Annotated in this window: 20 protein-coding genes and 1 pseudogene; 12 read left to right on the forward strand and 9 right to left on the reverse strand. The window is 38.0% G+C overall.

The annotated features are described in order from the left end of the window. Positions 1 to 175: 175 nt before the first annotated feature. From prpF to ACH8JV_RS07820, 3 genes are all read left to right on the forward strand, one after another. Positions 176 to 1,363: a 2-methylaconitate cis-trans isomerase PrpF gene (gene prpF / locus ACH8JV_RS07810; RefSeq protein ID WP_396481148.1), complete on the forward strand. Its 1,188-nt coding sequence runs from the start codon at positions 176 to 178 to the stop codon at positions 1,361 to 1,363. Positions 1,364 to 1,523: 160 nt separating this feature from the next. After that, positions 1,524 to 2,435 (forward strand): polyprenyl synthetase family protein, encoded by a 912-nt coding sequence (locus tag ACH8JV_RS07815; protein WP_151761728.1) that lies wholly within the window; start codon positions 1,524 to 1,526, stop codon positions 2,433 to 2,435. Positions 2,436 to 2,494: 59 nt separating this feature from the next. Next, positions 2,495 to 2,863 (forward strand): MmcQ/YjbR family DNA-binding protein, encoded by a 369-nt coding sequence (locus ACH8JV_RS07820; protein WP_396520555.1) that lies wholly within the window; start codon positions 2,495 to 2,497, stop codon positions 2,861 to 2,863. A gap of 69 nt (positions 2,864 to 2,932) precedes the next feature. Here ACH8JV_RS07820 and ACH8JV_RS07825 read toward each other — a convergent pair whose 3' ends face one another. From ACH8JV_RS07825 to ACH8JV_RS07840, 4 genes are all read right to left on the reverse strand, one after another. Then, entirely contained in the window at positions 2,933 to 3,787 is an 855-nt protein-coding gene (locus ACH8JV_RS07825; protein ID WP_016805262.1) for an SPFH domain-containing protein, read from the reverse strand. Positions 3,788 to 3,815: 28 nt separating this feature from the next. Next, positions 3,816 to 4,277 carry an NfeD family protein gene (locus ACH8JV_RS07830; protein WP_151818259.1) on the reverse strand — a complete coding sequence of 154 codons (462 nt, stop codon included), beginning with the start codon at positions 4,275 to 4,277 and terminating at the stop codon, positions 3,816 to 3,818. Positions 4,278 to 4,382: 105 nt separating this feature from the next. Continuing rightward, on the reverse strand, positions 4,383 to 5,300 hold the full coding sequence (locus ACH8JV_RS07835) for a patatin-like phospholipase family protein (protein ID WP_016805260.1): 918 nt from the start codon (positions 5,298 to 5,300) through the stop codon (positions 4,383 to 4,385). A 67-nt stretch (positions 5,301 to 5,367) separates the two neighbouring features. After that, positions 5,368 to 5,994, reverse strand: coding sequence for a lysophospholipid acyltransferase family protein (locus tag ACH8JV_RS07840; protein WP_016805259.1), 627 nt, complete (start codon positions 5,992 to 5,994; stop codon positions 5,368 to 5,370). Positions 5,995 to 6,121: 127 nt separating this feature from the next. Here ACH8JV_RS07840 and ACH8JV_RS07845 point away from each other — a divergent pair, with 127 nt between their 5' ends. The 5 genes from ACH8JV_RS07845 (at position 6,122) to ACH8JV_RS07865 (ending at position 13,104) form a co-directional block, all read left to right on the forward strand. Next, positions 6,122 to 7,369, forward strand: a complete 1,248-nt coding sequence (locus ACH8JV_RS07845) for an MFS transporter (protein ID WP_396520558.1) — start codon at positions 6,122 to 6,124, stop codon at positions 7,367 to 7,369. Positions 7,370 to 7,911: 542 nt separating this feature from the next. Beyond that, on the forward strand, positions 7,912 to 9,222 hold the full coding sequence (locus tag ACH8JV_RS07850) for a DcaP family trimeric outer membrane transporter (protein ID WP_002051240.1): 1,311 nt from the start codon (positions 7,912 to 7,914) through the stop codon (positions 9,220 to 9,222). Between the two features lie 183 nt (positions 9,223 to 9,405). Continuing rightward, positions 9,406 to 11,055: a phosphoethanolamine transferase gene (locus ACH8JV_RS07855; RefSeq protein WP_396520560.1), complete on the forward strand. Its 1,650-nt coding sequence runs from the start codon at positions 9,406 to 9,408 to the stop codon at positions 11,053 to 11,055. A gap of 14 nt (positions 11,056 to 11,069) precedes the next feature. Then, entirely contained in the window at positions 11,070 to 11,744 is a 675-nt protein-coding gene (locus ACH8JV_RS07860) for a DNA-binding response regulator PmrA (RefSeq protein WP_004746055.1), read from the forward strand. Positions 11,745 to 11,769: 25 nt separating this feature from the next. Continuing rightward, a complete protein-coding gene (locus ACH8JV_RS07865) occupies positions 11,770 to 13,104 on the forward strand; it encodes an ATP-binding protein (RefSeq protein WP_396520607.1) in 1,335 nt (444 codons plus the stop codon). Here ACH8JV_RS07865 and ACH8JV_RS07870 read toward each other — a convergent pair. The 3 genes from ACH8JV_RS07870 to ACH8JV_RS07880 all read right to left on the reverse strand — a co-directional run bounded on the left by ACH8JV_RS07870 (position 13,101) and on the right by ACH8JV_RS07880 (position 16,434). After that, positions 13,101 to 13,796, reverse strand: a complete 696-nt coding sequence (locus ACH8JV_RS07870) for a phosphatase PAP2 family protein (protein WP_263614478.1) — start codon at positions 13,794 to 13,796, stop codon at positions 13,101 to 13,103. The genes ACH8JV_RS07865 and ACH8JV_RS07870 overlap by 4 nt on opposite strands. A gap of 259 nt (positions 13,797 to 14,055) precedes the next feature. Then, positions 14,056 to 15,243 carry an ammonium transporter gene (locus ACH8JV_RS07875; protein WP_396520562.1) on the reverse strand — a complete coding sequence of 396 codons (1,188 nt, stop codon included), beginning with the start codon at positions 15,241 to 15,243 and terminating at the stop codon, positions 14,056 to 14,058. A gap of 306 nt (positions 15,244 to 15,549) precedes the next feature. Continuing rightward, on the reverse strand, positions 15,550 to 16,434 hold the full coding sequence (locus ACH8JV_RS07880) for a LysR family transcriptional regulator (protein ID WP_396520564.1): 885 nt from the start codon (positions 16,432 to 16,434) through the stop codon (positions 15,550 to 15,552). 116 nt (positions 16,435 to 16,550) lie between these two features. Here ACH8JV_RS07880 and ACH8JV_RS07885 point away from each other — a divergent pair, with 116 nt between their 5' ends. From ACH8JV_RS07885 to ACH8JV_RS07895, 3 genes are all read left to right on the forward strand, one after another. Beyond that, positions 16,551 to 17,456, forward strand: coding sequence for an AEC family transporter (locus tag ACH8JV_RS07885; protein WP_396520566.1), 906 nt, complete (start codon positions 16,551 to 16,553; stop codon positions 17,454 to 17,456). 94 nt (positions 17,457 to 17,550) lie between these two features. Beyond that, positions 17,551 to 18,567, forward strand: a complete 1,017-nt coding sequence (locus ACH8JV_RS07890) for a molecular chaperone DnaJ (RefSeq protein WP_396520568.1) — start codon at positions 17,551 to 17,553, stop codon at positions 18,565 to 18,567. Positions 18,568 to 18,758: 191 nt separating this feature from the next. Then, positions 18,759 to 19,349 carry a hypothetical protein gene (locus ACH8JV_RS07895; protein ID WP_396520570.1) on the forward strand — a complete coding sequence of 197 codons (591 nt, stop codon included), beginning with the start codon at positions 18,759 to 18,761 and terminating at the stop codon, positions 19,347 to 19,349. A 187-nt stretch (positions 19,350 to 19,536) separates the two neighbouring features. On the opposite strand, the pseudogene ACH8JV_RS07900 reads toward ACH8JV_RS07895, so the two are convergent. Beyond that, a pseudogene (locus tag ACH8JV_RS07900) lies at positions 19,537 to 19,683 on the reverse strand (hypothetical protein); the annotation flags it as partial. Positions 19,684 to 19,768: 85 nt separating this feature from the next. Between ACH8JV_RS07900 and ACH8JV_RS07905 the strand changes: the two are divergent. Next, entirely contained in the window at positions 19,769 to 20,347 is a 579-nt protein-coding gene (locus ACH8JV_RS07905; RefSeq protein WP_396520572.1) for a methyltransferase domain-containing protein, read from the forward strand. A gap of 65 nt (positions 20,348 to 20,412) precedes the next feature. On the opposite strand, the gene ACH8JV_RS07910 is transcribed toward ACH8JV_RS07905, so the two are convergent. Continuing rightward, complete coding sequence (locus ACH8JV_RS07910) at positions 20,413 to 23,310, reverse strand: valine--tRNA ligase (RefSeq protein ID WP_396520574.1); 2,898 nt, start codon at positions 23,308 to 23,310, stop codon at positions 20,413 to 20,415. Between the last annotated feature and the right edge of the window lie 187 nt (positions 23,311 to 23,497).

Genomic DNA, 23,497 nt, shown 5'->3' on the forward strand with positions numbered 1-23,497 from the left:
TTCGGTCATTGTGAGCATGAATCTAAATTCTCAAAATAAGTTTGCGTCAATACGATTGATGTATAAAAGCATAACGCTATCTCTAGATCACAAAACGATTTAAGATGAAGCGGATGACTAAACAAGTCTGTTTGTTTCGAGATATAAAAACACAATAGTAAGGATAACAGTTGATATGAGCTCAGTACCGCAAATTAAAATTCCAGCAACCTATATGCGTGGTGGAACCAGTAAAGGTGTCTTTTTTAAACTTGATGATTTGCCGGAAAGAGCTCAGGTGGCAGGTCAAGCAAGAGATCACCTCTTACTACGTGTCATCGGTAGCCCAGATCCTTATGGAAAACAAATTGATGGAATGGGTGGAGCGACCTCGAGTACAAGCAAAACCGTTATTCTGGCTAAAAGCACACAGCCAGATCATGATGTCGACTATTTGTTTGGGCAGGTTTCAATTGATCAGCCTTTTGTGGACTGGAGCGGTAACTGCGGTAATTTAACTGCTGCGGTTGGCTCATTTGCGATTTCAAATGGTTTGGTTGATGCAGATCGTATTCCAGAAAATGGCCTATGCACGGTTCGAATCTGGCAAAAAAATATTCAGAAAACCATTATTGCACATGTGCCTATTACCAATGGTCAAGTTCAAGAAACTGGTGAGTTTGAACTGGATGGGGTGACTTTCCCTGCCGCTGAAGTTCAAATTGAGTTCTTAGATCCTGCCGATGATGGTGAAGAAGGCGGCGATATGTTCCCAACAGGGAATGTTGTTGACCAACTAGATGTTCCTGATATTGGTCGTTTCCAAGCGACATTTATTAATGCTGGTATTCCAACCATTTTCTTAAATGCAGAAGATTTAGGATACCAAGGTACAGAGTTGCAAGATCATATCAATAGTGATGCAACTGCGCTGGCACGTTTTGAAAAAATTCGTGCGTATGGTGCAGTTCAGATGGGTTTAATTAAAGATATTTCAGAAGCAGCTGCGCGTCAGCACACACCAAAAATTGCTTTTGTCTCTAAACCGAAAAACTATACGGCATCTAGTGGTAAGAATGTTTCAGAAAATGATGTCGACTTACTGGTTCGTGCTTTGTCGATGGGTAAATTACACCATGCCATGATGGGTACAGCAGCTGTAGCAATTGGTACGGCAGCTGCTATTCCGGGCACATTGGTAAATTTAGCAGCTGGTGGTGGAGAGCGTGAAGCAGTGCGTTTTGGACATCCTTCTGGAACATTACGTGTTGGTGCTCAAGCCGAACTTACGAATGGCCAATGGGTTGTGAAAAAAGCCATTATGAGCCGTAGTGCACGTGTCTTAATGGAAGGTTGGGTACGCGTTCCGGGCGACAGTTTCTAAAAGTTATTTAAATGAGAGAGCCTCTCTACTATAGAGAGGCTCTTTTGCATGTGACATCCATAACTCATCACGCACTTTTCACAACGAATCGTGTATGATGTAGTACATGAATGTTTCATAACATTTAATAAAATTTCTCTACTGATTTTACGAGGCGACTGTGTCATCACTCTCTCAAGTTAATGCGGATGTTTTAAAACAAGCTCAACAACGTATTCAACAAGATTTATTGACGACACTCGCTGCATTTTCAATTCCTGAACCTTTAAAAAGCGCAGTACACCATGCAGTTATGCTTGGTGGAAAACGTGTGCGCCCAGCTTTGTGTTACGCCACAGCTTCTTTACAAGACAATCCAAATTTTGCGGCTGCTCGCCGTGCGGCGGTTGCGGTTGAACTTATTCATTGTTATTCGCTAGCGCATGATGATTTGCCTTGTATGGACAATGATTTACTTCGTCGTGGTCAGCCAACTTGCCATGTAGCATTTGGTGAAGATACCGCTTTACTTGCAGGCGATATTTTACAGTCGATGGCTTTTGAGGTTTTAGGTAGCCGTTTGTTTGATGAACAAGGGCAGGGAACTGATGCTGCAATTGTATTAAAGCAAATTCAAATTTTAGCAACAGCCAGCTCTAAAATGGTTTGTGGGCAGGTTTTAGACCTACAAGCTGAAGCTAAACAAATTTCTCAAGATGAACTAGAAAATATCCACCGCAATAAAACGGGAGCGCTTATTCAGGCTGCCATTATGATGGGTGCAGTGACAATTTTCTCTGGAACAGATCAGGCAATTCCGAAATTACGCCAATATGGACAAGCAATTGGACTGGCTTTTCAGGTGCAAGATGATATTTTGGACATTACCTCAAGCACTGAAACTTTAGGTAAAACTGCGGGTAAGGATGAACAAGTACAAAAGTCGACTTATCCTGCTTTAATGGGACTTGAGCAAGCACAGGTTTATGCAAAAGAGTTGCATGACCAAGCTTTTGAAGCTTTAGCGTATTTTGGTGAAAATGCAAAAGAATTAGTTGAGATTTCACAATTCCTTTTAGCCCGGACTAACTAATAAAAAACTAAATTAATAATCCTGCTTATATTCATATTTAATGAATAAAGGAGATAAGAATGAATGGTGATCAGTTCCACCAAGTCGCGATAGAGATTGCGTGTAATCTTCCTTTTAGTGAGCAAACTCATCCATTTGGTCCAGAGTATGAAGTTTTTAAAATTTTAGAAAAAATGTTTATGCTGACAGTGGAAGTGTCTGGCGTAAAAATGATTAATGTCAAATGTGACCCTTATAAAAGTCAGGAATATCAGGAGCTTTATCCTTTTATTATTCCAGGGTATCACATGAATAAAAAACACTGGATCTCTATTACTCCGCATAAAAACTTAACTCGGGATTTACTTCAAGACTTGATTCGAGATTCTTATGACTTGGTTGTAAAAAAGCTCCCTTTGAAAGATCAGAAAAGATTAAACAACCAATAATACTCAATATAAAAACGGCGACATGATGGTCGCCGTTTTTATTTCAATGACTTATTTGAAGCAATTAAATTAATTATGCTTTCCCATAATGCCACGGATTGTATTTAAAACATCGGCAGGTAACACAACAGTTTTGGCATTGCTTGATTTCGCCATCTCTTGCATTGCTTTAACGTACTGTTCACCTAACAGGTAAGCAACAGGTGTTTCTTTATCGCCGACTGCGCTCGTTACCATCTCAATCGCTTTTTGAGATGCCTCTGCTAAAACAACTTGTGCTTCTGCATCACGGCGAGATGCTTCTAAACGACCATCAGCTTCTAAAATTGCAGCTTGTTTTTCACCATCAGCTCTGGTTACTGTGGCACGACGTTGACGTTCAGCAGCAGCTTGCGCTTCCATAGCAGCTTGCATGGTTGAAGATGGCTGAATATCTTGAATTTCTACGGTTTTTAAAGTGATACCCCAATCTGAAATATCATCAGAGATCGCAGCTTTGAGCTTTGCTTTAATGTGATCTCGAGATGATAAAGCATCATCTAGATCCATTTCACCGACAATTGAACGTAGTGAAGTTTGTACAAGGTTTTGAATTGCCCAAGTATAGTTTTCAATGCCGTACACTGCTTTTTCAGGGGTTGTTAAATTGATATAGGCTACTGCATTCATAAGCAATACAGCATTATCACGGGTAATCACTTCTTGAGATGGAATATCAAGCACAATATCTTTAGTGGTGACTTTATAAGCTACGTCATCAATATAAGGAATAACGAAGTTAAGCCCCGGATTAAGCGTAGAATGATATTTCCCTAAGCGCTGAACAATCCATTTATAACCTTGAGGAACAATACGCACCCCTTTAAAAATGGTAACTGCAACAAAAGCCAAAAAGGCTAAAACAATAATGGTACCAACTGGCATGAAAATAACCTCTCTTTATCTTTAATGTTTATGAAGTACTGTGGGGCTGAACGATTAAGTCATTACCCGAAATATCAATGACTCGAACCCGATCACCGACTTTCACAGGGGTGATGCTTCGACAGTTCCATTCATCGGCCCCTAAAATAGGCATAGGGAAACGAACAATAATTTGGTCATGAGCGAGTTCAGTTTGAATCACCATACCAATTTGCCCAATGGTGGCTTCACGAGGTAAACCCGCTTTAGTTTTATCAATCGACAATGGTTTAATAAATTTGAACCAAAGAATAGTGCATAGCACCGATAAAATAATCCACAATATAATTTGTGTTGTGAGGCTAATATCTGGAAATAGCCAATAGAGAAAGCAAACCATAATGGCTGCAATACCAAACCAGAGAGCGGCAAAAGCAGGGATAATCAGCTCAGAAAGAATAAGTAAGATACCCAATACAAACCAGTGCCAAGGTTCTACAACAAACTCCATAGATCTGCTCTTTTATATATCTTTATGATGGGTAAAAGTGATCTCATATCACTTTTACCACTGTAGCAGATGATGGTAGGTGTGGATAGAAAAAAACCTCCTCAATTAAAATTTAGGACGTGGTGCTGGCTTAAATGCGGCTGGAGATTTTTTGAAATTCGCAATTGCAGTTTCAACTTGACGTATTTGTGCTTGAGCAGCTTTTTCACCTTCTAAAATAGCTTCATTGCTTGATTTCAAATCGAGTGTACCTAAGTGCCCAACTTTAGGCTGGATCACTACATTGGCTTGCTTTAACTCTTCATTAATACTTTGTTGCCCCATAATATTAATGGTTTGATCAAGTAACCCCCACATATTCGCTGGGCGATTACCTGCTGGACGTGCTGAAATATCAACCGCAATCACAATATCTGCACCCATATCGCGTGCTGTTTTTACAGGAATTGGGCTAACTAAACCACCATCTACGTATTTTTGATTACCAATAGTGGCAGGTACAAATACGTTTGGAATACTACAAGACGCGCGTACAGCTTGACCTGCATTACCTTTAATAAAGTCAGCTTTTTGACCATTATCAAGACGGGTTGCTACTGCTGCAAAACGAATTGGGAATTTCTCAATAGGTTTGTTACCCACGTTACGATTCACGTAGTCCTGTAGCTTTTGCCCAAGAATAATACCTTGGCGATTAAGCGTTAAATCACGAATATCAGATTCTTGCAATTTAAGTGCAAGATTTTGGAGCTGATAAGGTGTTTGTCCGCTGGCGTAGATACTTCCTACAAAACTGCCGGCACTTGTACCTGTAACAATTTTAGGTTTAATACCATGTGATTCTAAAACCTTGATAACACCAATATGTGAAAATCCTTTTGCTCCACCGCCACCTAAGGCAAGTGCGATTACTGGTTCGCGTGCTTTAACTGAAGTGGTCGGTGTTGGTGTTTTGCTGAATTTATCACAGCCGAATAGGGCTAAAGAGATAAATCCGATACTGGCAAATTGAGCAATTTTCATCTTTAAAAAACAATCTATGGCAAGATAAATTAAGATGGCCCATCAGACCAGATTCGTTTAATTTTTGCTAGGTTTTTTTCACAAGATTTTGTAAAGGTTCCGCAAGCCAATTACGATTTTTAGGTGATATTTTTCCTTTATAGCGCTCAAAAATCTTGGCGAGATCTTCCTCATAGTTTCCACTAGGTATTAAATAGTCTAAGCAATGAATAGTCTTGCGATCATAATCAAAAGAAAACATTACAATCGGAATATTGGCTTTTGCAGCAATATGGTAAAAGCCACTCTTCATTTTTTTTGCTTTCTTACGTGTGCCTTCAGGCGCCATGCCAATCCAGATTTTGTCATAGTGCTGAATAGTGGCAACCACTTGTTCAGTCAGACCATTAGCAGAGTCACGTTTTACAGGAATAACACCTGCCCAATCTAGAGCGCGTTTAAACGGTGGCTTAAATAAACTATCTTTACCCAACACCGTAATTTGAATACCGAGTCCAAAAATAGCAAGAAAACCATACCAACCATCAATGTTAGATGTATGGGGAGAAATAATGGCTACTGCTTTAGGAAAGTTGGGAACTTCACCTTCTATGGTCCAGCCTTGAGCCAAAAAAAGTTTCTTAAATAATGCTCGGCTTAAAGCATTACCACGTTGAGGAACCTGAGACGGTAGATTGGGAAAATGTTGTTCCATATTTTTAAGTTTTAAATCATCCTTTGCTTTATCTTAATCTTTTGAAATCTATGCTTCATTGGCAAAATGTAAGGCCACGCATGGTATTTCATGTGATTACCGCATAAAGAAATAAAAGTAGGTATATATGTTCCGACAGCAAAATCTTTATCTTTTGCTATTTTCCTTATATTGGGCACAAGGCTTACCTGTGGGGTTTATGACCCATGCTTTGCCCGTAATATTAAGAGCTCAAGGTGTATCACTTGCCCATATTGGTGGTTTTGGGTTGCTCATGTTGCCTTGGTCAATCAAAATATTTTGGGCACCGTGGGTAGATCGACATGCGATTTCACGCTTAGGACACTATCGTAGCTGGATTTTACCTACTCAGCTTTTGACGGTGGCCGTACTTTGTGTTTTATCTTTCTTCCCCATTCAAGCCTTAGATCAGCCGCTGTACTTATTTATATTTTTTATTGCACTGTTATTTATGAACTTGACGGGCGCAACACAAGATATTGCAACCGATGCGTTAGCTGTTAATTTATTGCAACACGATCAGCAGCATTGGGGAAATACTTTTCAAGTCGTAGGTTCTCGGCTTGGTTTTATCGTGGGTGGGGGAGCTGTGCTGTGGTGTCTAGACTGGTTGTCATGGCAGCCGACATTTTTATTATTAGCTGCTTTAGTCTTTATCAATACTTTACCTATTTTACTATTTAAAGAGCCTCTTCATAATTCTCATTCTATTAATGAACCTAGCCAGCCAAATTTAGTCACAAAAATTAAGGCTTATTTGAGTTATTTTTCTCAAAATAAAGAACTTCGTTCTTGGTTAATGGTACTCATCACTTTTAAAGTGGCAGATGGCTTAGCTGGGCCGTTACTCAAACCCTTAATGGTAGATATGGGATTAAGTTTTACCCAAATTGGTGTTTACATCACTATGCTAGGCGCTGTAGCTGCTTTAGTGGGGGCATTTATTGCAGGATGGGTATTAAAGTATTTTTCTAGACCAAATACATTAATTAGTTTTTCAATATTAAAAATCATGAGTTTAGGTGCGTATGTTTACTTGGCCTATGCTTATGAGCAAAAGATAAAAATAAATGCATGGCTTATTTATACTATAAATGCTTTGGAAGATGCCTTTGCCGCCATGCTACTCGTTGTAATGTTAACCTTAGTCATGCATTACAGCCGAAAGAACTACGCAGGCACTGATTTTACTCTCCAAGTTTCGGTCATGGCGACAGTAAGTGGTGGTCTTTATACCTTGAGTGGTGTTATTGGAGATGCGCTTGGTTATTACCATTATTTGATATGTATTGTCAGTGTTGGAGTACTCTTTTTAATTCCTATGTACATATGGAAAGGTACAAAGACTGTATAAAAAATGGCATTAAGTTGATGAAATAAAGAGACTTAAATCAGGTTAAGTCATGCTGAAAAATTGTACTTGTACCTTTAGTCATTCTTTTGAAAATGTATATTTTTAGCTATTCAAATGGCTTATTAATTGTGCCATCTTGTTTGGGTAGCGAATGGAAGCTAGAAGGAGAAAAAGGGATGCGAATAACAAGAAAAATCATGTGAAACCATCAGGACAGCAAAAGAATCTTTAATTAGATTGTATATTAGCCTAAAGTCTAAAAAAGAATAATGAAATAATGATTTAATCATTCTATAAGATAAGAGAGTTGTGTAGGATTCGTTACAACATGAAGTCAAGGTAAAAGTTCTGTAAACAAAAGTCTGTTTTAATTCTTTTGATTTGGGAATTTTAATCTTACCCAGCGTTAAAATTGGTTTTGATTGCGGTAATAAAATTAATGCAATCAAATTTGGAGGATAGTTGGTTTTTTTGTGCTCAATGGTCACACGAATCAACTTGGCATGGACAAGCAACATAAAATATATTTTTAGGAGTTTTTGATGGATCTATTCCTTAATCGTAAATCGTTTGTTGTTAAAAGTTTAGCTATTACAGTAACAGCTTTAATGATGAGTGGGGCAAATGCGGCAACCTCTGAAAAAGAGGAAATTCAAAAACTTCGTCAAGAAGTTGAAGCTTTAAAAGCATTAGTTAAAGAACAGCGCCAAGTTCAACAGCAACAGCAACAAGTACAGCAACAACAGCAAGTACAGTTAGCTGAAGTTAAAGCACAGCCTCAGCCTGTTGCTGCGCCAGCTTCTCCATTAGCAGGTTTTAAATCTAAAGCTGGTGCTGATGTGAACCTTTATGGTTTTGTTCGTGGTGATGCTAACTACATTATCGAAGGTGCGGATGACGACTTTAATGCTGTAAATAAAGTAGGTGGTACAGGTGGTACAGCTAGCACACAGGATAAATTACGTGCGACAGCTAAAACTACACGTCTTGGTTTAGATTTTAATACACCTGTGGGCGATGCTAAAGTAGGCGGTAAAATCGAAGTTGACTTTGGTGGAACAAACGATGCATTCCGTATTCGTCATGCTTATGTAACATATAATGACTGGTTGTTTGGTCAAACGACATCTAACTTCTTATCAACTCATGCACCAGAAATGATCGATTTCTCGACAAACATTGGTGGCGGTACGAAACGTGTTCCTCAAGTACGTTATAGCTATAAATTAGCACCTGCAACTCAATTGTTTGTTTCTGCTGAAAAAGCTGATAGTTCATCATCTGCTACAGGTGATAGCCTTAAATATCGTCTACCTGCATTAACTGCTAAAATCACCCAAGGTTATGCAGAGGGTAAAGGTTCTGCATCAGCTCGTGTTTTAGTAGAAAACTACAAATCACAGCTTGCTGACGATAATAAAACTGGCTGGGGTATTGCTGCAGGTACAGACTTCAAAGTTTCTGATCCTTTAAAAGTATTTGCTGATGTTTCATATGTAGTAGGTGATAGTACTTATTTATATGGTAGTAATGCTGCGTATGCTGTAGCTGCTAATAAAGATATTGAGCAAAATAAATTTGTTGCTGTACAAGTAGGTGGTACTTATAAAATCTTGCCTAACTTGCGTTCAACTTTAGCGTACGGTGCACAGTTTGCAGATGATGGTACAGATTTTGCCCGCTTAAATGCATCTGCTAACGAAAAAGTTCAACAAGCATGGATTAACTTTATCTATTCGCCTGTTAAACCAATTGATTTAGGTCTTGAATATATCAATGGTAAGCGTGAAACGTTTGCTGGCCAGTCTTACAAAGATAACCGTATTGGTTTAATGGCTAAGTATAGCTTCTAATTTTTCAAAGATTTAAGTCTGAAAAAGTCGAGGTTCAAGTGAATCTCGACTTTTTATTTGTAGTTGAGTTAAATGACACTAAGCGCTTAAAAATGGTTTATACCGATCATTCTAGTATTTAAGTCATTTTTAAGTTTCAATTTTTACATTAGAAGATCATAAAAAAGGTCGTAGTAACCAGAGATGCTGAGTTTTTTTTCTAAATTAAGAAATAAGCAGATTTCCCTGTTTATGTTCAACGTCATTATAGCCATTTGGTTAGGTGCAATTCTAAATATTGGTTTTTATAAGAAAGTTCACCTGTTAACACCATATTTAGGTATAAAAGCAACCTTATTCTTAGCAGCTACTGTAGTGATTGTTGTTGCTACCTATTATGCAGCTTTACAAATTTTAAACTGGAAATGGACCGCCAAAATTTTTGCCATTCTGTTAGTATTCATTGGTGGGTTTAGCTCGTATTTTGTAAATACTTTAGGTGTCATTATTTCACCTGACCAGATTCAAAACATTGCTCAAACAGATGTCGCAGAAGCCACAGATTTACTCTCTTTGCGTTTTGTGCTCTGGACGATTTTCTTTGTTGTTTTACCTATATTTTTGATTACTCAGGTAAAACTCAAATCAGAAAAAATACTTCCGCTTTTGCTTAAAAAAGTCCTTTCCATCGCCCTTGCATTTGCCGTTGTGGGCGGATTGTTATTTGCTTACTATGTTGATTTTGCAGCAATATTTAGGGAGCATCGTGACTTGAAAGGGATGATTTCCCCTCAGAACACCATTTCTTCGGTTATGTCTTATTATCGTAAAAAAGCACCTAAGAAAAATCTTCCTCTTGTGAAGTATGGTGAAGATGCTCATCAAGTCCAGCAAACTCAAAAAGATTTACCTAAACTTATGGTACTTGTGGTGGGCGAAACTGCACGTGCAGAAAGTTTCTCACTGAATGGCTATGCAAAAAATACAAACCCAGAGCTTTCTAAACAAAATATTTTAAACTTCTCTCAAGTGAGTTCATGTGGTACTGCAACAGCGGTTTCTGTGCCATGTATGTTCTCTGGTATGCCACGTGCTGATTATGATGAGCAATTAGCGAGTCATCGTGAAGGATTGCTTGATATTGCAAAACGTGCAGGCTATCAAGTTACTTGGATTGATAATAACTCGGGTTGTAAAGGCGCATGTGATCGCGTTGAACAATATCAAATTCCAGAAGATTTAAAGCAAAAATGGTGTAAAGATGATGAATGTCTTGATGACATTCTGATTGATAGCTTAAAGCAATATTTGGCTTCTATTCCGAAAGATGATAAGCGTCCACGTTTAGTTGTATTACATCAGATGGGTAGTCATGGGCCAGCATATTACAAGCGTGCACCTGAGAAATATCAACCATTTAAACCAACTTGTGATACTAATGCGATACAGGGTTGTTCACCAGCCGAGCTGATAAATAGTTATGATAATACAATCGTCTATACTGACCATGTATTAAGCCAAATGATTAATATTTTAAAAGAAGTATCAAATTATCAAACTGGTTTCTGGTATTTATCTGACCATGGTGAGTCAACAGGCGAACATGGTATGTATTTGCATGGTTCACCTTACTCAATTGCACCAAGCCAACAAACACATATCCCAATGATTATGTGGTTCTCAGATGGCTGGAAACAACATAATCTTGCTCAAGTAAATTGTTTAAATCAACAAATTAAACAAAAGTTAAGTCAGGATAATTTATTCCCAAGCTTGTTAAGTATGTTGGATGTAAAAACCCAAGTCATCAACCCTCAACTGGACATGTTGCACTCTTGTGCCAATGTAAACTAAAGCGAGCCTAGAACATGACAAAAATCTTGATGATTGAAGATGATTTTATGATTGCAGAATCAACGACTACGTTGCTGCAATATCATCAATTTGAGGTGGAATGGGTCAATAATGGTTTAGATGGTTTGGCCCAACTGGCAAAGAATAAGTTTGATCTCATTCTTTTGGATTTGGGATTGCCCATGATGGATGGTATGCAGGTTTTAAAGCAAATCCGTCAAAGAGCAGCAACGCCTGTCTTAATTATCTCTGCGCGTGACCAGTTGCAAAACCGTGTTGACGGTTTGAATCTGGGTGCAGATGATTACTTAATTAAGCCATATGAGTTTGATGAGTTACTTGCTCGCATTCACGCATTATTGCGCCGTAGTGGAGTAGAGGCTCAACTTGCGAGCCAAGATCAACTATTACAAAGTGGTGATCTGGTTTTAAATGTTGAACAGCATATTGCAACCTTTAAAGGGCAGCGTATTGATTTATCGAATCGTGAGTGGGCAATTTTGATTCCGCTTATGAGTCATCCGAATAAAATTTTCTCGAAGGCTAACTTGGAAGATAAGTTATATGACTTTGATAGTGATGTGACTAGCAACACGATTGAAGTATATGTTCACCATTTGAGAGCCAAACTAGGTAAAGACTTTATTCGAACTATTCGAGGGTTAGGTTACCGTCTAGGGCAATCATAATTTAAGAATTCGGGGCTTTATGAACGTGCATTATTCATTAAAAAAGCGATTACTCTGGGGCACCTCAATTTTTAGTGTCGTCTTAGGTTGTATCTTAATTTTTAGTGCTTATAAAGTTGCACTTCAGGAAGTCGATGAAATTTTAGATACTCAAATGCAGTATTTAGCGGAAAGAACGGCTGAGTATCCCTTAAAAACAGTAAGTAGTAAGTTTGATTTACATCGAACTTACCACGAAGAAGATTTATTTTTAGATATTTGGGCTTATAAAGACCAAGCGAATTTATCTCATCATCTTCACTTTTTGGTTCCTCCTGTTCAACAAGCTGGTTTTTATTCACATAAAACCGCTGAAGGTGTAGTCCGAACATATGTTTTACCCTTAAAAGACTATCAAATTCAGGTCAGTCAACAAGAGCGGGTTCGTGAAGCTTTCGCGTGGGAGCTTGCGGGCAGTATGTTCATTCCTTATCTAATCATTTTACCTTTTGCGATATTTGCCTTGGCCGCTATTATTAGTCGTGGTTTAAAACCAATAGATGACTTTAAAAATGAGTTAATGGAACGAGATTCTGAAGAGTTAACACCGATTGAGGTGCATGATTATCCTCAGGAGCTTTTACCTACCATTGATGAAATGAACCGCCTATTTGAACGTATTTCTAAAGCACAAAATGAACAGAAGCAATTTATTGCAGATGCTGCTCATGAACTACGAACACCTGTTACTGCATTGAACTTACAAACCAAGATTTTGCTAAGTCAGTTCCCTGAACATGAGTCGTTGCACAACTTAAGCAAGGGATTGGCACGTATTCAGCATCTAGTTACACAGCTTTTGGCATTAGCAAAGCAAGACGTAACGCTAAGTATGGTTGAACCTACTGGCTATTTTCAGCTTAACGATGTGGCTTTAAATTGCGTTGAGCAGTTGGTTAATTTAGCCATGCAAAAAGAAATTGATTTAGGCTTTGTTAAAAACGACCCTGTCGAGATGCATAGTATTGAACCCACTGTACATTCGATCATTTTTAACTTAATTGATAATGCAATTAAATACACACCGCATCAGGGCGTTATTAATATTTCAGTTTATACCGACCCAGATAACTATGCGTGTATTCAAATCGAAGATAGTGGTGCAGGTATAGACCCTGAAAATTACGATAAAGTACTTAAACGTTTTTATCGAGTGCACCATCATTTAGAAGTAGGAAGTGGTTTAGGTTTATCAATTGTAGACCGTGCCACTCAAAGACTTGGTGGAACTTTAACTCTCGACAAGAGTTTAGAACTTGGTGGTCTTTCAGTCTTAGTGAAGTTACCTAAAGTTTTACATTTACATGAAACAAGAGCTTAAAGCTCTTGTTTTAATTCTTTCTCAAATTCAAAGCGATGAATACAAATCGCGTAAAATAAAATATTGACTGCCCAAACAACCCAACCTGTCCATAAATTATGACTTAGGAAATGTGCTCCTCGCATCATTTGTGCCCAACCCATCATAAATCCTAATAAAATGCCTGAGAATAAATAAAAGTAAGCACGTTTAGGTTGTTCAAGACGATAAACAAAATAACCGGTCATGATGATAAAACCAGCGCTAGCATGACCACCTGGAAAACAATGACCATGTTTCGCAGTAAAGTCCCAAATATAGCCACCTAAGCTGTTAGGATGAACCATATTCCAAGGGCAGGCATGAGCAGATTGTGATTTTAATAAACCCACAATACCGCTACCAATCATACTGACAAAAAACATATAGCCGTATTGCCAGCGATATATTTTTAGCTTTTCTACTTTAAATGAAGCAAGCCAGAGACCAAAAAACATAACATAAACCGCTGTAATAATATCTTTTACGATTTGATGATTAAGCTTTTCGAGATACCAATTTTCTCGATTAAAAAATTGACCTGTTGAATCAATCCAAGGTTGGATGAGGTACATATCAATTTTTCCACCCACTGGAAATACAAATAAAAGTATAAAAAAACTGACAGCAAGAAAAATGAGTTGAAGCTGAAAGAAATGTTTTTGTTGATTCATTGTGTTGTAACATCAATTTAAGCGTGAATTGAGGGCATTACATAAAATAAAACTTAAATTGTTCTTAAACTAAACAGGATTTCATTTATAAATCTTAAAATAATATTAAAATTAATATATTTTTCAATATTATAAGCTGGTTGTATAGAGACTTAAAAGCACACTTTTTAATCAATAGTAACTATTTTTATTTAAAAAGTTTTATTTATATTAGGCAATCAGAAGCAGGATATTTAAACCCTGCTTCATAATCGCTGAATTAAAACATACCTTCTTCAGAGTTGGCAGAGATTTTATGAATAGATAAATCTGCACCTCTAAACTCATCTTCTTGAGATAAACGAATACCAATAGTTGCTTTAAGTATGCCATAAACAATAAATCCACCAGCAAGTGCAATTGCAATCGCTAGAACTGTCCCGATGAGCTGAGAGGCAAAAGATACACCACCTAAACCACCCAGCCATTTTTGACCAAACAGACCTACTGCAATACCACCAAATGCACCGCATACACCATGTAAAGGCCAAACACCTAATACATCATCAACTTTGAGTTTATTTTGAGTGTAGGTAAATAGGTATACGAACATGGCACCAGCTGCACCACCAATCACAAGTGCACTAATAGGGTGAACAATGTCAGACCCTGCACAGATTGCAACTAAGCCAGCAAGAGGACCGTTATGTAAGAAACCGGGGTCATTTCTCCCAATTGCATTTGCTGTAATGGTTCCGCCAACCATTGCCATAAGTGAATTAATAGCAACTAGGCCAGAAATTGCATCAAGACGTTGAGCACTCATTACATTAAAGCCAAACCAACCTACAATCAAAATCCATGAGCCAAGTGCCAAAAATGGAATAGAAGATGGTGGGTGAGCACTTACGCGACCATCTTTCTTATAACGACCAGAGCGAGCACCTAATAAAATAACTGCAGCAAGTGCAATCCAACCACCCATGGCGTGTACCACAACTGAACCTGCAAAGTCGTGAAAAGCTGCGCCAAAAGTTGTTTCTAACCACTTTTGTAGACCGTAGTTACCATTCCAGACCATACCTTCAAAAAAGGGATAAACCAGACCAACTAAAGCGAGCGTTGCAATTGCTTGCGAACGCATTTTGGCGCGTTCAGCAATACCGCCGGAAATAATGGCAGGAATTGCCGCAGCAAACGTCAGTAAAAAGAAGCAACGCATTAAGTTGTAGCCATGATCATTTGCTAGAGCTGTACCATCATGGAAGAAATGCTGGCCATACGAAATGTAGTAGCCAACAAAGAAATAGGCGATTGCAGAAAGGGCAAAGTCAGTCAGAATTTTACTAAGTGCGTTCACCTGATTTTTATGGCGAACTGTACCAAGTTCCAAGAATGCAAAACCTGCGTGCATGGCAAGAACCAAAACAGCACCAAGTAATAAGAAAAATAGATCTACATTTTGCATAGCATGCTCGAAAAAAGTGCTAAATTCCATTTTGGAACAAATCTGGGTCTGTAAATTGCACCAAAATAGATTTAAGGAATCTAAAAACCTAAGTTTGTCGAAACAAACTCAATTGCATAAAAGTGAATATGCAATAAGCGCACCAATTTGGATTAAATAAGTAGTTTTTGGCGATAAATGGTGCGTTGATTTGGTTAAAGAGGGGCAATTGGGGCGCTTTTTACGTTACAAGTCATCTAATGTGTTTGTAAAATGACCTAAAAAAGTTCGTTATTAAAATATAAAACGAATTAAATTCTGACCAAATTATTTATTAGACCAAACCTCTTGAGCAACTTCTATAAATGCTTTTACGGCTGGACTGATGTGCTTCTTGTTTTTTACTGCAAGGCCAATAGAGCGTTTAAGGTTCGGTTTAAAAGGGCGTTTGACCACGTTTGGATAGAGTGAGAGTAACTCTTTGGTGATGACCATATCAGAGACAATCGAAACCCCTAACTGGTTGTGAACCATGCTGACGATACTTAGAATTTGTGAAACATAAAATTTGATATCTGGTTTCACATTAAAGTTTTTTAAAATTAATTCGACCTGATGTCTACTACCTGCCATTGTCATAATGAAAGGGCAGTTTTCTAACTGTGCTGGATCAATATAGAGCTGTTGCGCGAGCGGGTAGTGACTAGGAATTAATGCAACAAAACGATCTTCAATTAATGGGAATGTATCGAATCGCTCATCTGGCATAATCAAAAAACCAACCTCTATGCGCCGTTCTAGCAACCACTGAGCTACTTCTTTATCTTCGCCTTCATCGATATAAATTTCGATTTTAGGATAGCGCTGCCGAAAGCTTTCTAAAATTTCAGGTAATAGATAAATGGATGATGAAGCTCCAAAAGAACCAATACGTAATGTGCCTTCATTTAAACCGTGGATGGCAGCCACTTCTTTTTCTAAGGTATCGGAAATACTCAATAACTCTTTTACATGGGTCAATAACTGCTGACCTGTGGTGGTGAGCTCAATATCACTTTGTGTTCTTGAAATGAGGTTAATGCCCCATTGTTGTTCTAATGATTTAAGCGCATGGGAAACTGCCGACTGTGAAATTCCCAGCTTTTCAGCGGTCGCAGTGAAACTTTTTAGTTCAGCAATAAGTGCGAAAATTTCAAGTTGGGTAAAGGTCATGTTGTATTTGTTATGAGTAAAAACTCATTTTATCATGAGTTTTCATTATCTTTAATATATGAGTAAACCAAGCTAATTGCCAAAGCAGCAAGCCCTAACAAAACTCGAGTAAAGAAATGAATAGCATTGTTTTATCTCTTTTTCCTTTAGTTGCATTAATTGCATCGGGATACTTATTTAAAAAATATCATTTTTTCAGCGATGAGTTTTGGGTTGGGGCAGAGAAGCTTAATTACTATATTTTGTTTCCCGCTTTGCTTTTCAGTACGCTCTCGACTGCAAAAATTGACTTACAAAGCTTGAGTACAGCCATTATTGCGATGTTGATTGTGGTCTTAGCTGTAACCGCCTTTTTATACATACTCCGAATGTTTTGGCATATACCGCCTGCACGTTTTGGTGTGCATATACAAAGTATGGTTCGCTTTAATACTTATATTGGTTTGGCCTTAGTGACTTCACTTTTTAAAAGTGAAGGAATGGCAATACTGGCAATTTTATTGGCACTTTGCATTCCACTGGTAAATGTTATTTCGGTGCTTGCTTTAACTTCTAAAGAACATATGGCAATTAAACCTGTTTTGATTGCACTGCTTAAAAACCCTTTAATTGCATCATGTATAGTCGGTGCAGCAGTCAATACACTTCACATCCCAATTTGGGAAGGCTTTACTCAGTTTATTAAGCTTTTTTCAGTATCGAGTTTGCCACTAGGTTTGTTATGTGTTGGCGCAGCTTTGCAGTTTATGCAAATAAAAAAAGACATTGTGATATTGGCAGCAGACACTTTTGCTCGACTTTTAGTAGTACCTGCTTTGGCTTATATGGTCTGTACTTGGTTTGGTTTACCAAGCTTACAAACACAAATTTTAGTCATTTTCTTTGCGCTACCGACTGCTTCAGCTTCATACATTTTAACCAAAGTTTTGGGTGGCGATAGTCAGCTCATGGCAGCCGTGATTAGCTTTCAAACGTTATGCGCCGCCGTGACTTTGCCATTAGTGATTTGGTGGATTTCTTAAGATATAAATTTTAGACCTTTTAACACTTAAAGAATGCTGGCTACCTTCCTCATCTGATTATTGATACACTTTTTTCTTTTTCAGGTGGATGATTATGTCCTTTGATCTCAAAGTGAGCTTGCAGCAAAGGTCTGAACCGTCTGCACAGCAGAAAAAATTGAATCGCCTGATTGATAAAATAGAACAGCAAAAAGTTAGCCTGAGCACATGGCAAAATGCACAAGCTGAGATTCAACAGCACATGCGACAAAAACTAATGCCTGTATATAATGATTTACATACAGTGCTCTTTCAGCAGCTAGAGCAACTTTGGAATATGCTGCATAGCCATGAGTTTTCCAAAGCAGACATGCAACAACTAGACGAAAAAATTGCCCAGCTTGCACAAATGTTGAAGCGCTCCAAAATGCTGTCTGCTGAACAATTGGATTTAGTGAAACAGATCGATAACTTTTATCAGCAACATGCGAGAGAATCGGTAAAAAAGAATAAAAAAGTTCAGCCAATAAAATCAGAATACCAAGAAAGCGTTGATCAAAGTGCAGAACTTGAAGAAGAATTTGAAAAGTATGCAGCCGAGCAACAACAAGCGCGTGAACAAGCCAAACGGCAAAGACAGCAGCAGAAACGTGAACAAGCTGAGCAAATGGCAGCGCAGTCGTTAAAAACAGTTTATTTAAAAATTGCCGCGATGATTCACCCAGACCGTGAGCAAGATGAAACTAAAAAATTAGAAAAAACCGAGCTGTTTCAACAGGCAAGTCAGGCCTACGAAAAGCAGGATTTGTTTTATTTACTCAAACTCCAGTTACAGCTTGAACAGAATAAAGGGCTAGGTGCTAAAGACTTATCTGCCGAGCAATTGAGGTTTTATAAACTGGCTTTAGATGCACAAAGTCAGCAGCTTGAAAGTCAAATAGCTGAGATTTTAGATTCTTTTCAGTTAGTGAAGAACGTGAAAGCAGAGCATGTACACATTAGTGATGTTTATAAAGCTGTCGATGCCGACTGTGCTGAGCTAAAGCAGCAGTTGAAATGGGAGAAAGAACGTTTAAAGTATATGAAAAAGGTGAGTGGGGTAGAAATGTTGTTGGGGCATGGGGTGCTTTAATTTATTAAATAATACTCCAAATTAATTAACTTATAGCAGGAGTAATTAGCATTCAGAAGTTATATGATGTCGTGAGATTAGTAGTGATGACTTGGGCGAATTTTAAAAAATTGGGGGCTATTTTAATATAGCTATAAGAAATTAGGCCTAGATGAGCCTTTTTAAATTTTAAATTTTAAATTTGAGTTTTTATGTTAAGTACAATTTTAAAGTTTGTAATTTATATCTTTATTTCAATTGTAGGTTTTGTAATTTTAATAATTTCTTTAGTATTTCTGGCGGATAATTTTTTTGAAGAGAGTCTAAATAAGAAAAGATTGAAAAATAGTATTTTATATGATCATAAAATCTTTCCTAATCTGACAGAATCAATATTTTTTTATCAAAGATTAGATTCATATGACGATGGTTATTGGATTGTAGTCTATCCCTTAGATAATAAAACTAAAGTAAATTTTTTATCTAAAAAGCAGTTGCAAGTCCAGAAGAAAATTACCTATTCAACAGTTGAATGTATTAAGCCAACTATAAAAAAACGTTGGAAAACATTTAACTCCAACATTCATTATGTTCAACCCCCTGAAATGCTAAGGCATCATGATGATTTTGAAAGACATGATTCTTTTAATGTGTATGGTTCAGAAAAAAATATTGGTTTAGTTGAACAAGTTTGCCAGCAAAATAAATTCATTATTTTAGAAGAAGGTCAGAAAAATGATCACTTATATTGGGCAATCTCTGCAAATGGAAAACTATTATTTAGTGTTTATAAAATTGATTGATATTTTTAAGTCATTAAATTAATAGGTTAAGATTTTATTGAACTTATATTTTTGATCAATATTCGACTTGGTTATCTAATAGATTTATATCAAAGCTTGAAAATATATGTCTTTCTGAACTGAGTTGTAATTATTTCCAACAAAAATCCCCTCACTAAGAGGGGATTTTTTGAATCAAACTACTGTATTAAAGCGCAGCAATTTGCTCCATATTCGCTTTAACTTTTTCTAACTGAGCAGCAAATTCAGCAAGCTTCGCTTTTTCACCTTCAACAACTGCTGCCGGTGCTTTAGATACAAAGCCTTCGTTTGCGAGTTGGCCCGTGATATGGTCGGCAGCTTCTGAAATAAGAAATCGTTGAGATTGGATTTTTTATAAAATATAGTGTGAAAATTATAAAAATTAAAAGATCGGATTTATGAATGAAAAATTTATTCAATTATCAAGAGAACTTAAACATAGACCTATTTTAGAGAAGGCTTTAGGTCATTTTCCTAACTTACCTTTAATTGCTATAGATTGCGGCTGTGGTGCTGGCAATGAATCTGCTTATCTACTCTCAAAGGGATTTAATGTTCATGCTTTTGATATTTCAATTGATGCACAAAAAGTCTGTGCTGAGCGATTCAAGGATGACTCTAAATTTATTTTCTATCATGAATCTTTTGAAAACTTTAATTTCCCGTCTGCAAGCTTAATTATTGCCTCATCAAGTCTATTCTTTTGCGACCCAAGTTATTTTTATAGTGTAATTAAACGAATTATAAATGCACTTCCTGAAGGCGGAATTCTGGTAGTTGATTTATTGGGGACTCAAGATGAATGGGTTATTAGAGAACCTAAAAAATTTATAGGTTTTACTTATCAAGATATAGTTGATCTATTCTTATATGATTTTAATTTATTGTTTCATAAAGAAATGAATGAAAATCTACCTTTGTTGAATGGTTTTATAAAATCATGGCATCTTCATATGGTGATTCTACAGAAAAAGTAATTTCTAAATATAGAAAAACCCAGAACCTGCTTGCACAGATTCTGGGTTTATTCGACTAAAAAAGCTTAAAGCGCAGCAATTTGCTCCATATTCGCTTTAACTTTCTCTAACTGAGCAGCAAATTCAGCAAGCTTCGCTTTTTCACCTTCAACAACAGCCGCTGGTGCTTTAGAGACAAAGCCTTCGTTTGCAAGTTTGCCCGCGATTTGGTCGTGTTGCTTTTGGATTTTATCCAAGTCTTTTTGTAAACGAGCAAGCTCAGCTTTAGGGTCAATTAAGCCTTTCATTGGTACAAATACCGATGCATGGCTAACAACGCTAGAGCAAGACAAAGGTGGTTCTTGGTCTTTATTCAAGAACTCAATGCTTTCAACTTTAGCCAATGCTTTGAACAATGCTTCAATACGAATGATTTGTTCACGTTCAGCGTCAGATGTGTTTTGAAGTAATACTGGCAACAAGCGCGCATTACCTAAGCCCAACTCACCACGAATGTTACGTACTGCACCAATCAAACCTTGAAGCCATTGCATATCTGCTTCAGCTTGTTCGTTGATTTTTGCTTGCTCAGGAATAGGATATTGAGCAGTCATAATCGTTGGGCCGCCTTGACCAAGCATTGGTGCAAGAGTCTGCCAGATTTCTTCTGTCAAATACGGCATTAACGGATGAGCCAAACGTAAAGAAGCTTCCATTACTGCAAGCAATACACGGCGTACTTCAGCTTTACGCTCTTCTGAAACTTCTGCATCGTTAAGAACTGGTTTAGTTAACTCAACGTACCAGTCACAGTATTCATTCCAAATAAAGTCATAAATCGCTTGAGCAGCAAGGTCTAAACGATACGTTGCAAACGCTTGGTGTACAGCAGCTTCAGCTTTTTGCAGACGGCTCATAATCCATTGTTCTGGAAGTTCCCAAAGGTCAGGGCGAGCGTCGGTACCAACAGTTTGACCTTCAACATTCATCAGAACGAAACGAGTCGCGTTCCAGATTTTGTTACAGAAGTTACGGTAGCCTTCAACACGTTTTAAGTCGAACTTGATGTCACGACCAGTGTTTGCAAGCGCACAGAACGTGAAACGTACTGCATCAGTACCATAAGCATTGATACCTTCTGGGAACTCTTTGCGCGTTGATTTTTCAATCTTCGCTGCATCTTTCGGGTTCATGAGGCCAGTAGTACGTTTTGCAACTAAGCTTTCTAGATCAATACCGTCAATCAAGTCTAATGGGTCAAGTACGTTACCTTTAGACTTCGACATTTTTTGACCTTCACCATCACGTACCAAGCCGTGAACGTAAACAGTCTTAAATGGAACTTGAGATGAACCATCTTCATTTTTCATGAAGTGCAGGGTCATCATGATCATGCGGGCAACCCAGAAGAAAATGATGTCAAAACCAGTCACCAACACATCTGTTGGGTGGAAGGTTTTTAAGAAATCATTTGCTGCGTCTTTTTGTGCGTCGCCAGTCCAACCTAATGTTGAGAATGTCCAAAGTGCAGATGAGAACCATGTATCAAGTACGTCTTCGTCTTGTTTAAGTTCAACGTCAGCAGCGATGTTATTTTTCGCGCGTACTTCTTCTTCGTTACGGCCAACATAGATGTTGCCATTTGCATCGTACCAAGCTGGAATACGGTGACCCCACCAAAGTTGACGTGAAATACACCAGTCTTGAATGTCACGCATCCACGCCATGTACATGTTGCTGTACTGCTCTGGAACAAACTTAATACGGCCATCTTGAACTGCTTCAATTGCAGGCTCAGCAAGCGGCGCAATTTTCACGTACCATTGGTCAGTCAGTAACGGCTCAATGATTACGCCTGAACGGTCGCCACGTGGCGCTTTTAAGTCATACGGTTGGATTTGATCTAACCAGCCTTCAGCTTCAGCTTGAGCAACTAATTTTTTACGTGCTTCAAAACGTTCTAAACCAGCGTATTCCGCAGGTGCAATAATAGTTTTAGAAATCTGTTCGCCAGCTTTTGCAATATATTCAAACTCACCTAAAACTTCGGCATTTTTGTTGAAGATATTAATGATTGGCAAGCTATTGCGTTTACCTAGGTCATAGTCATTGAAGTCATGAGCAGGGGTAATTTTTACACAGCCAGTACCGAAGTCTTTTTCAACATAGTCGTCGGCAACGATTGGAATTAAACGACCTGTAATTGGTAATACAATGTTTTTACCAACAAGGTGTGCATAACGCTCATCTTCTGGGTGAACGGCAACAGCAGTATCACCAAGTAATGTTTCTGGACGAGTCGTTGCAACGACTAAATAGTCTTTGCCGTCTTGAGTTTTAACTGATTTGTCTTCAAAGAAATATTTAAAGTGCCAAAGTGAGCCTTTTTCTTCTTTGCTTTCTACTTCAAGGTCAGAAAGTGCTGTTTGAAGTTTAGGGTCCCAGTTTACAAGGCGCTTACCACGGTAAATTAAACCGTCTTCGTGCAAACGAACGAATACTTCTTTAACAGCGTTTGATAGACCTTCGTCCATCGTGAAGCGTTCACGTGACCAATCTACAGACGAACCTAAGCGACGAATTTGTTTCGTAATTGTGCCGCCAGATTGTTCTTTCCATTCCCAAACTTTTTCGATGAACTTTTCACGGCCTAAGTCGTGACGAGTTACACCTTGTAAGCCAAGTTGACGCTCAACAACCATTTGAGTTGCAATACCAGCATGGTCTGTACCTGGTTGCCACAAAGTGTTTTTACCCATCATGCGGTTATAACGGGTGAGGGCATCCATAATGGCATTGTTAAAGCCATGGCCCATGTGCAAACTACCAGTGACGTTTGGTGGTGGAATCATGATACAGAATGATTCACCGTGACCAGAAGGTTTGAAGTAACCTTGTTCTTCCCACGTTTTGTACCACTTCTTTTCGATCTCGGTTGGATCGTATGTGGTTGCAATATTTTGAGCGGTTTGAGCGTCAGTCATAGTAGCTTAGATCGAATATGCATAAAAAATTGCATCTATTGTAGCAAAAAAATGCCTCGAAATTAATGTGCTGAAAACAGATAAACGGTTTTGTATTTTTTTCAAAAAACGGTAGATTTATGAAGCATGGATCACAATTTAATCGTGTAGCGGCACGGCACAAAAATTACAAAAGAATTGATAAGGG

It is taken from the genome of Acinetobacter sp. ABJ_C5_2 (assembly GCF_044538485.1).
Taxonomy (GTDB): domain Bacteria; phylum Pseudomonadota; class Gammaproteobacteria; order Pseudomonadales; family Moraxellaceae; genus Acinetobacter; species Acinetobacter nosocomialis_A.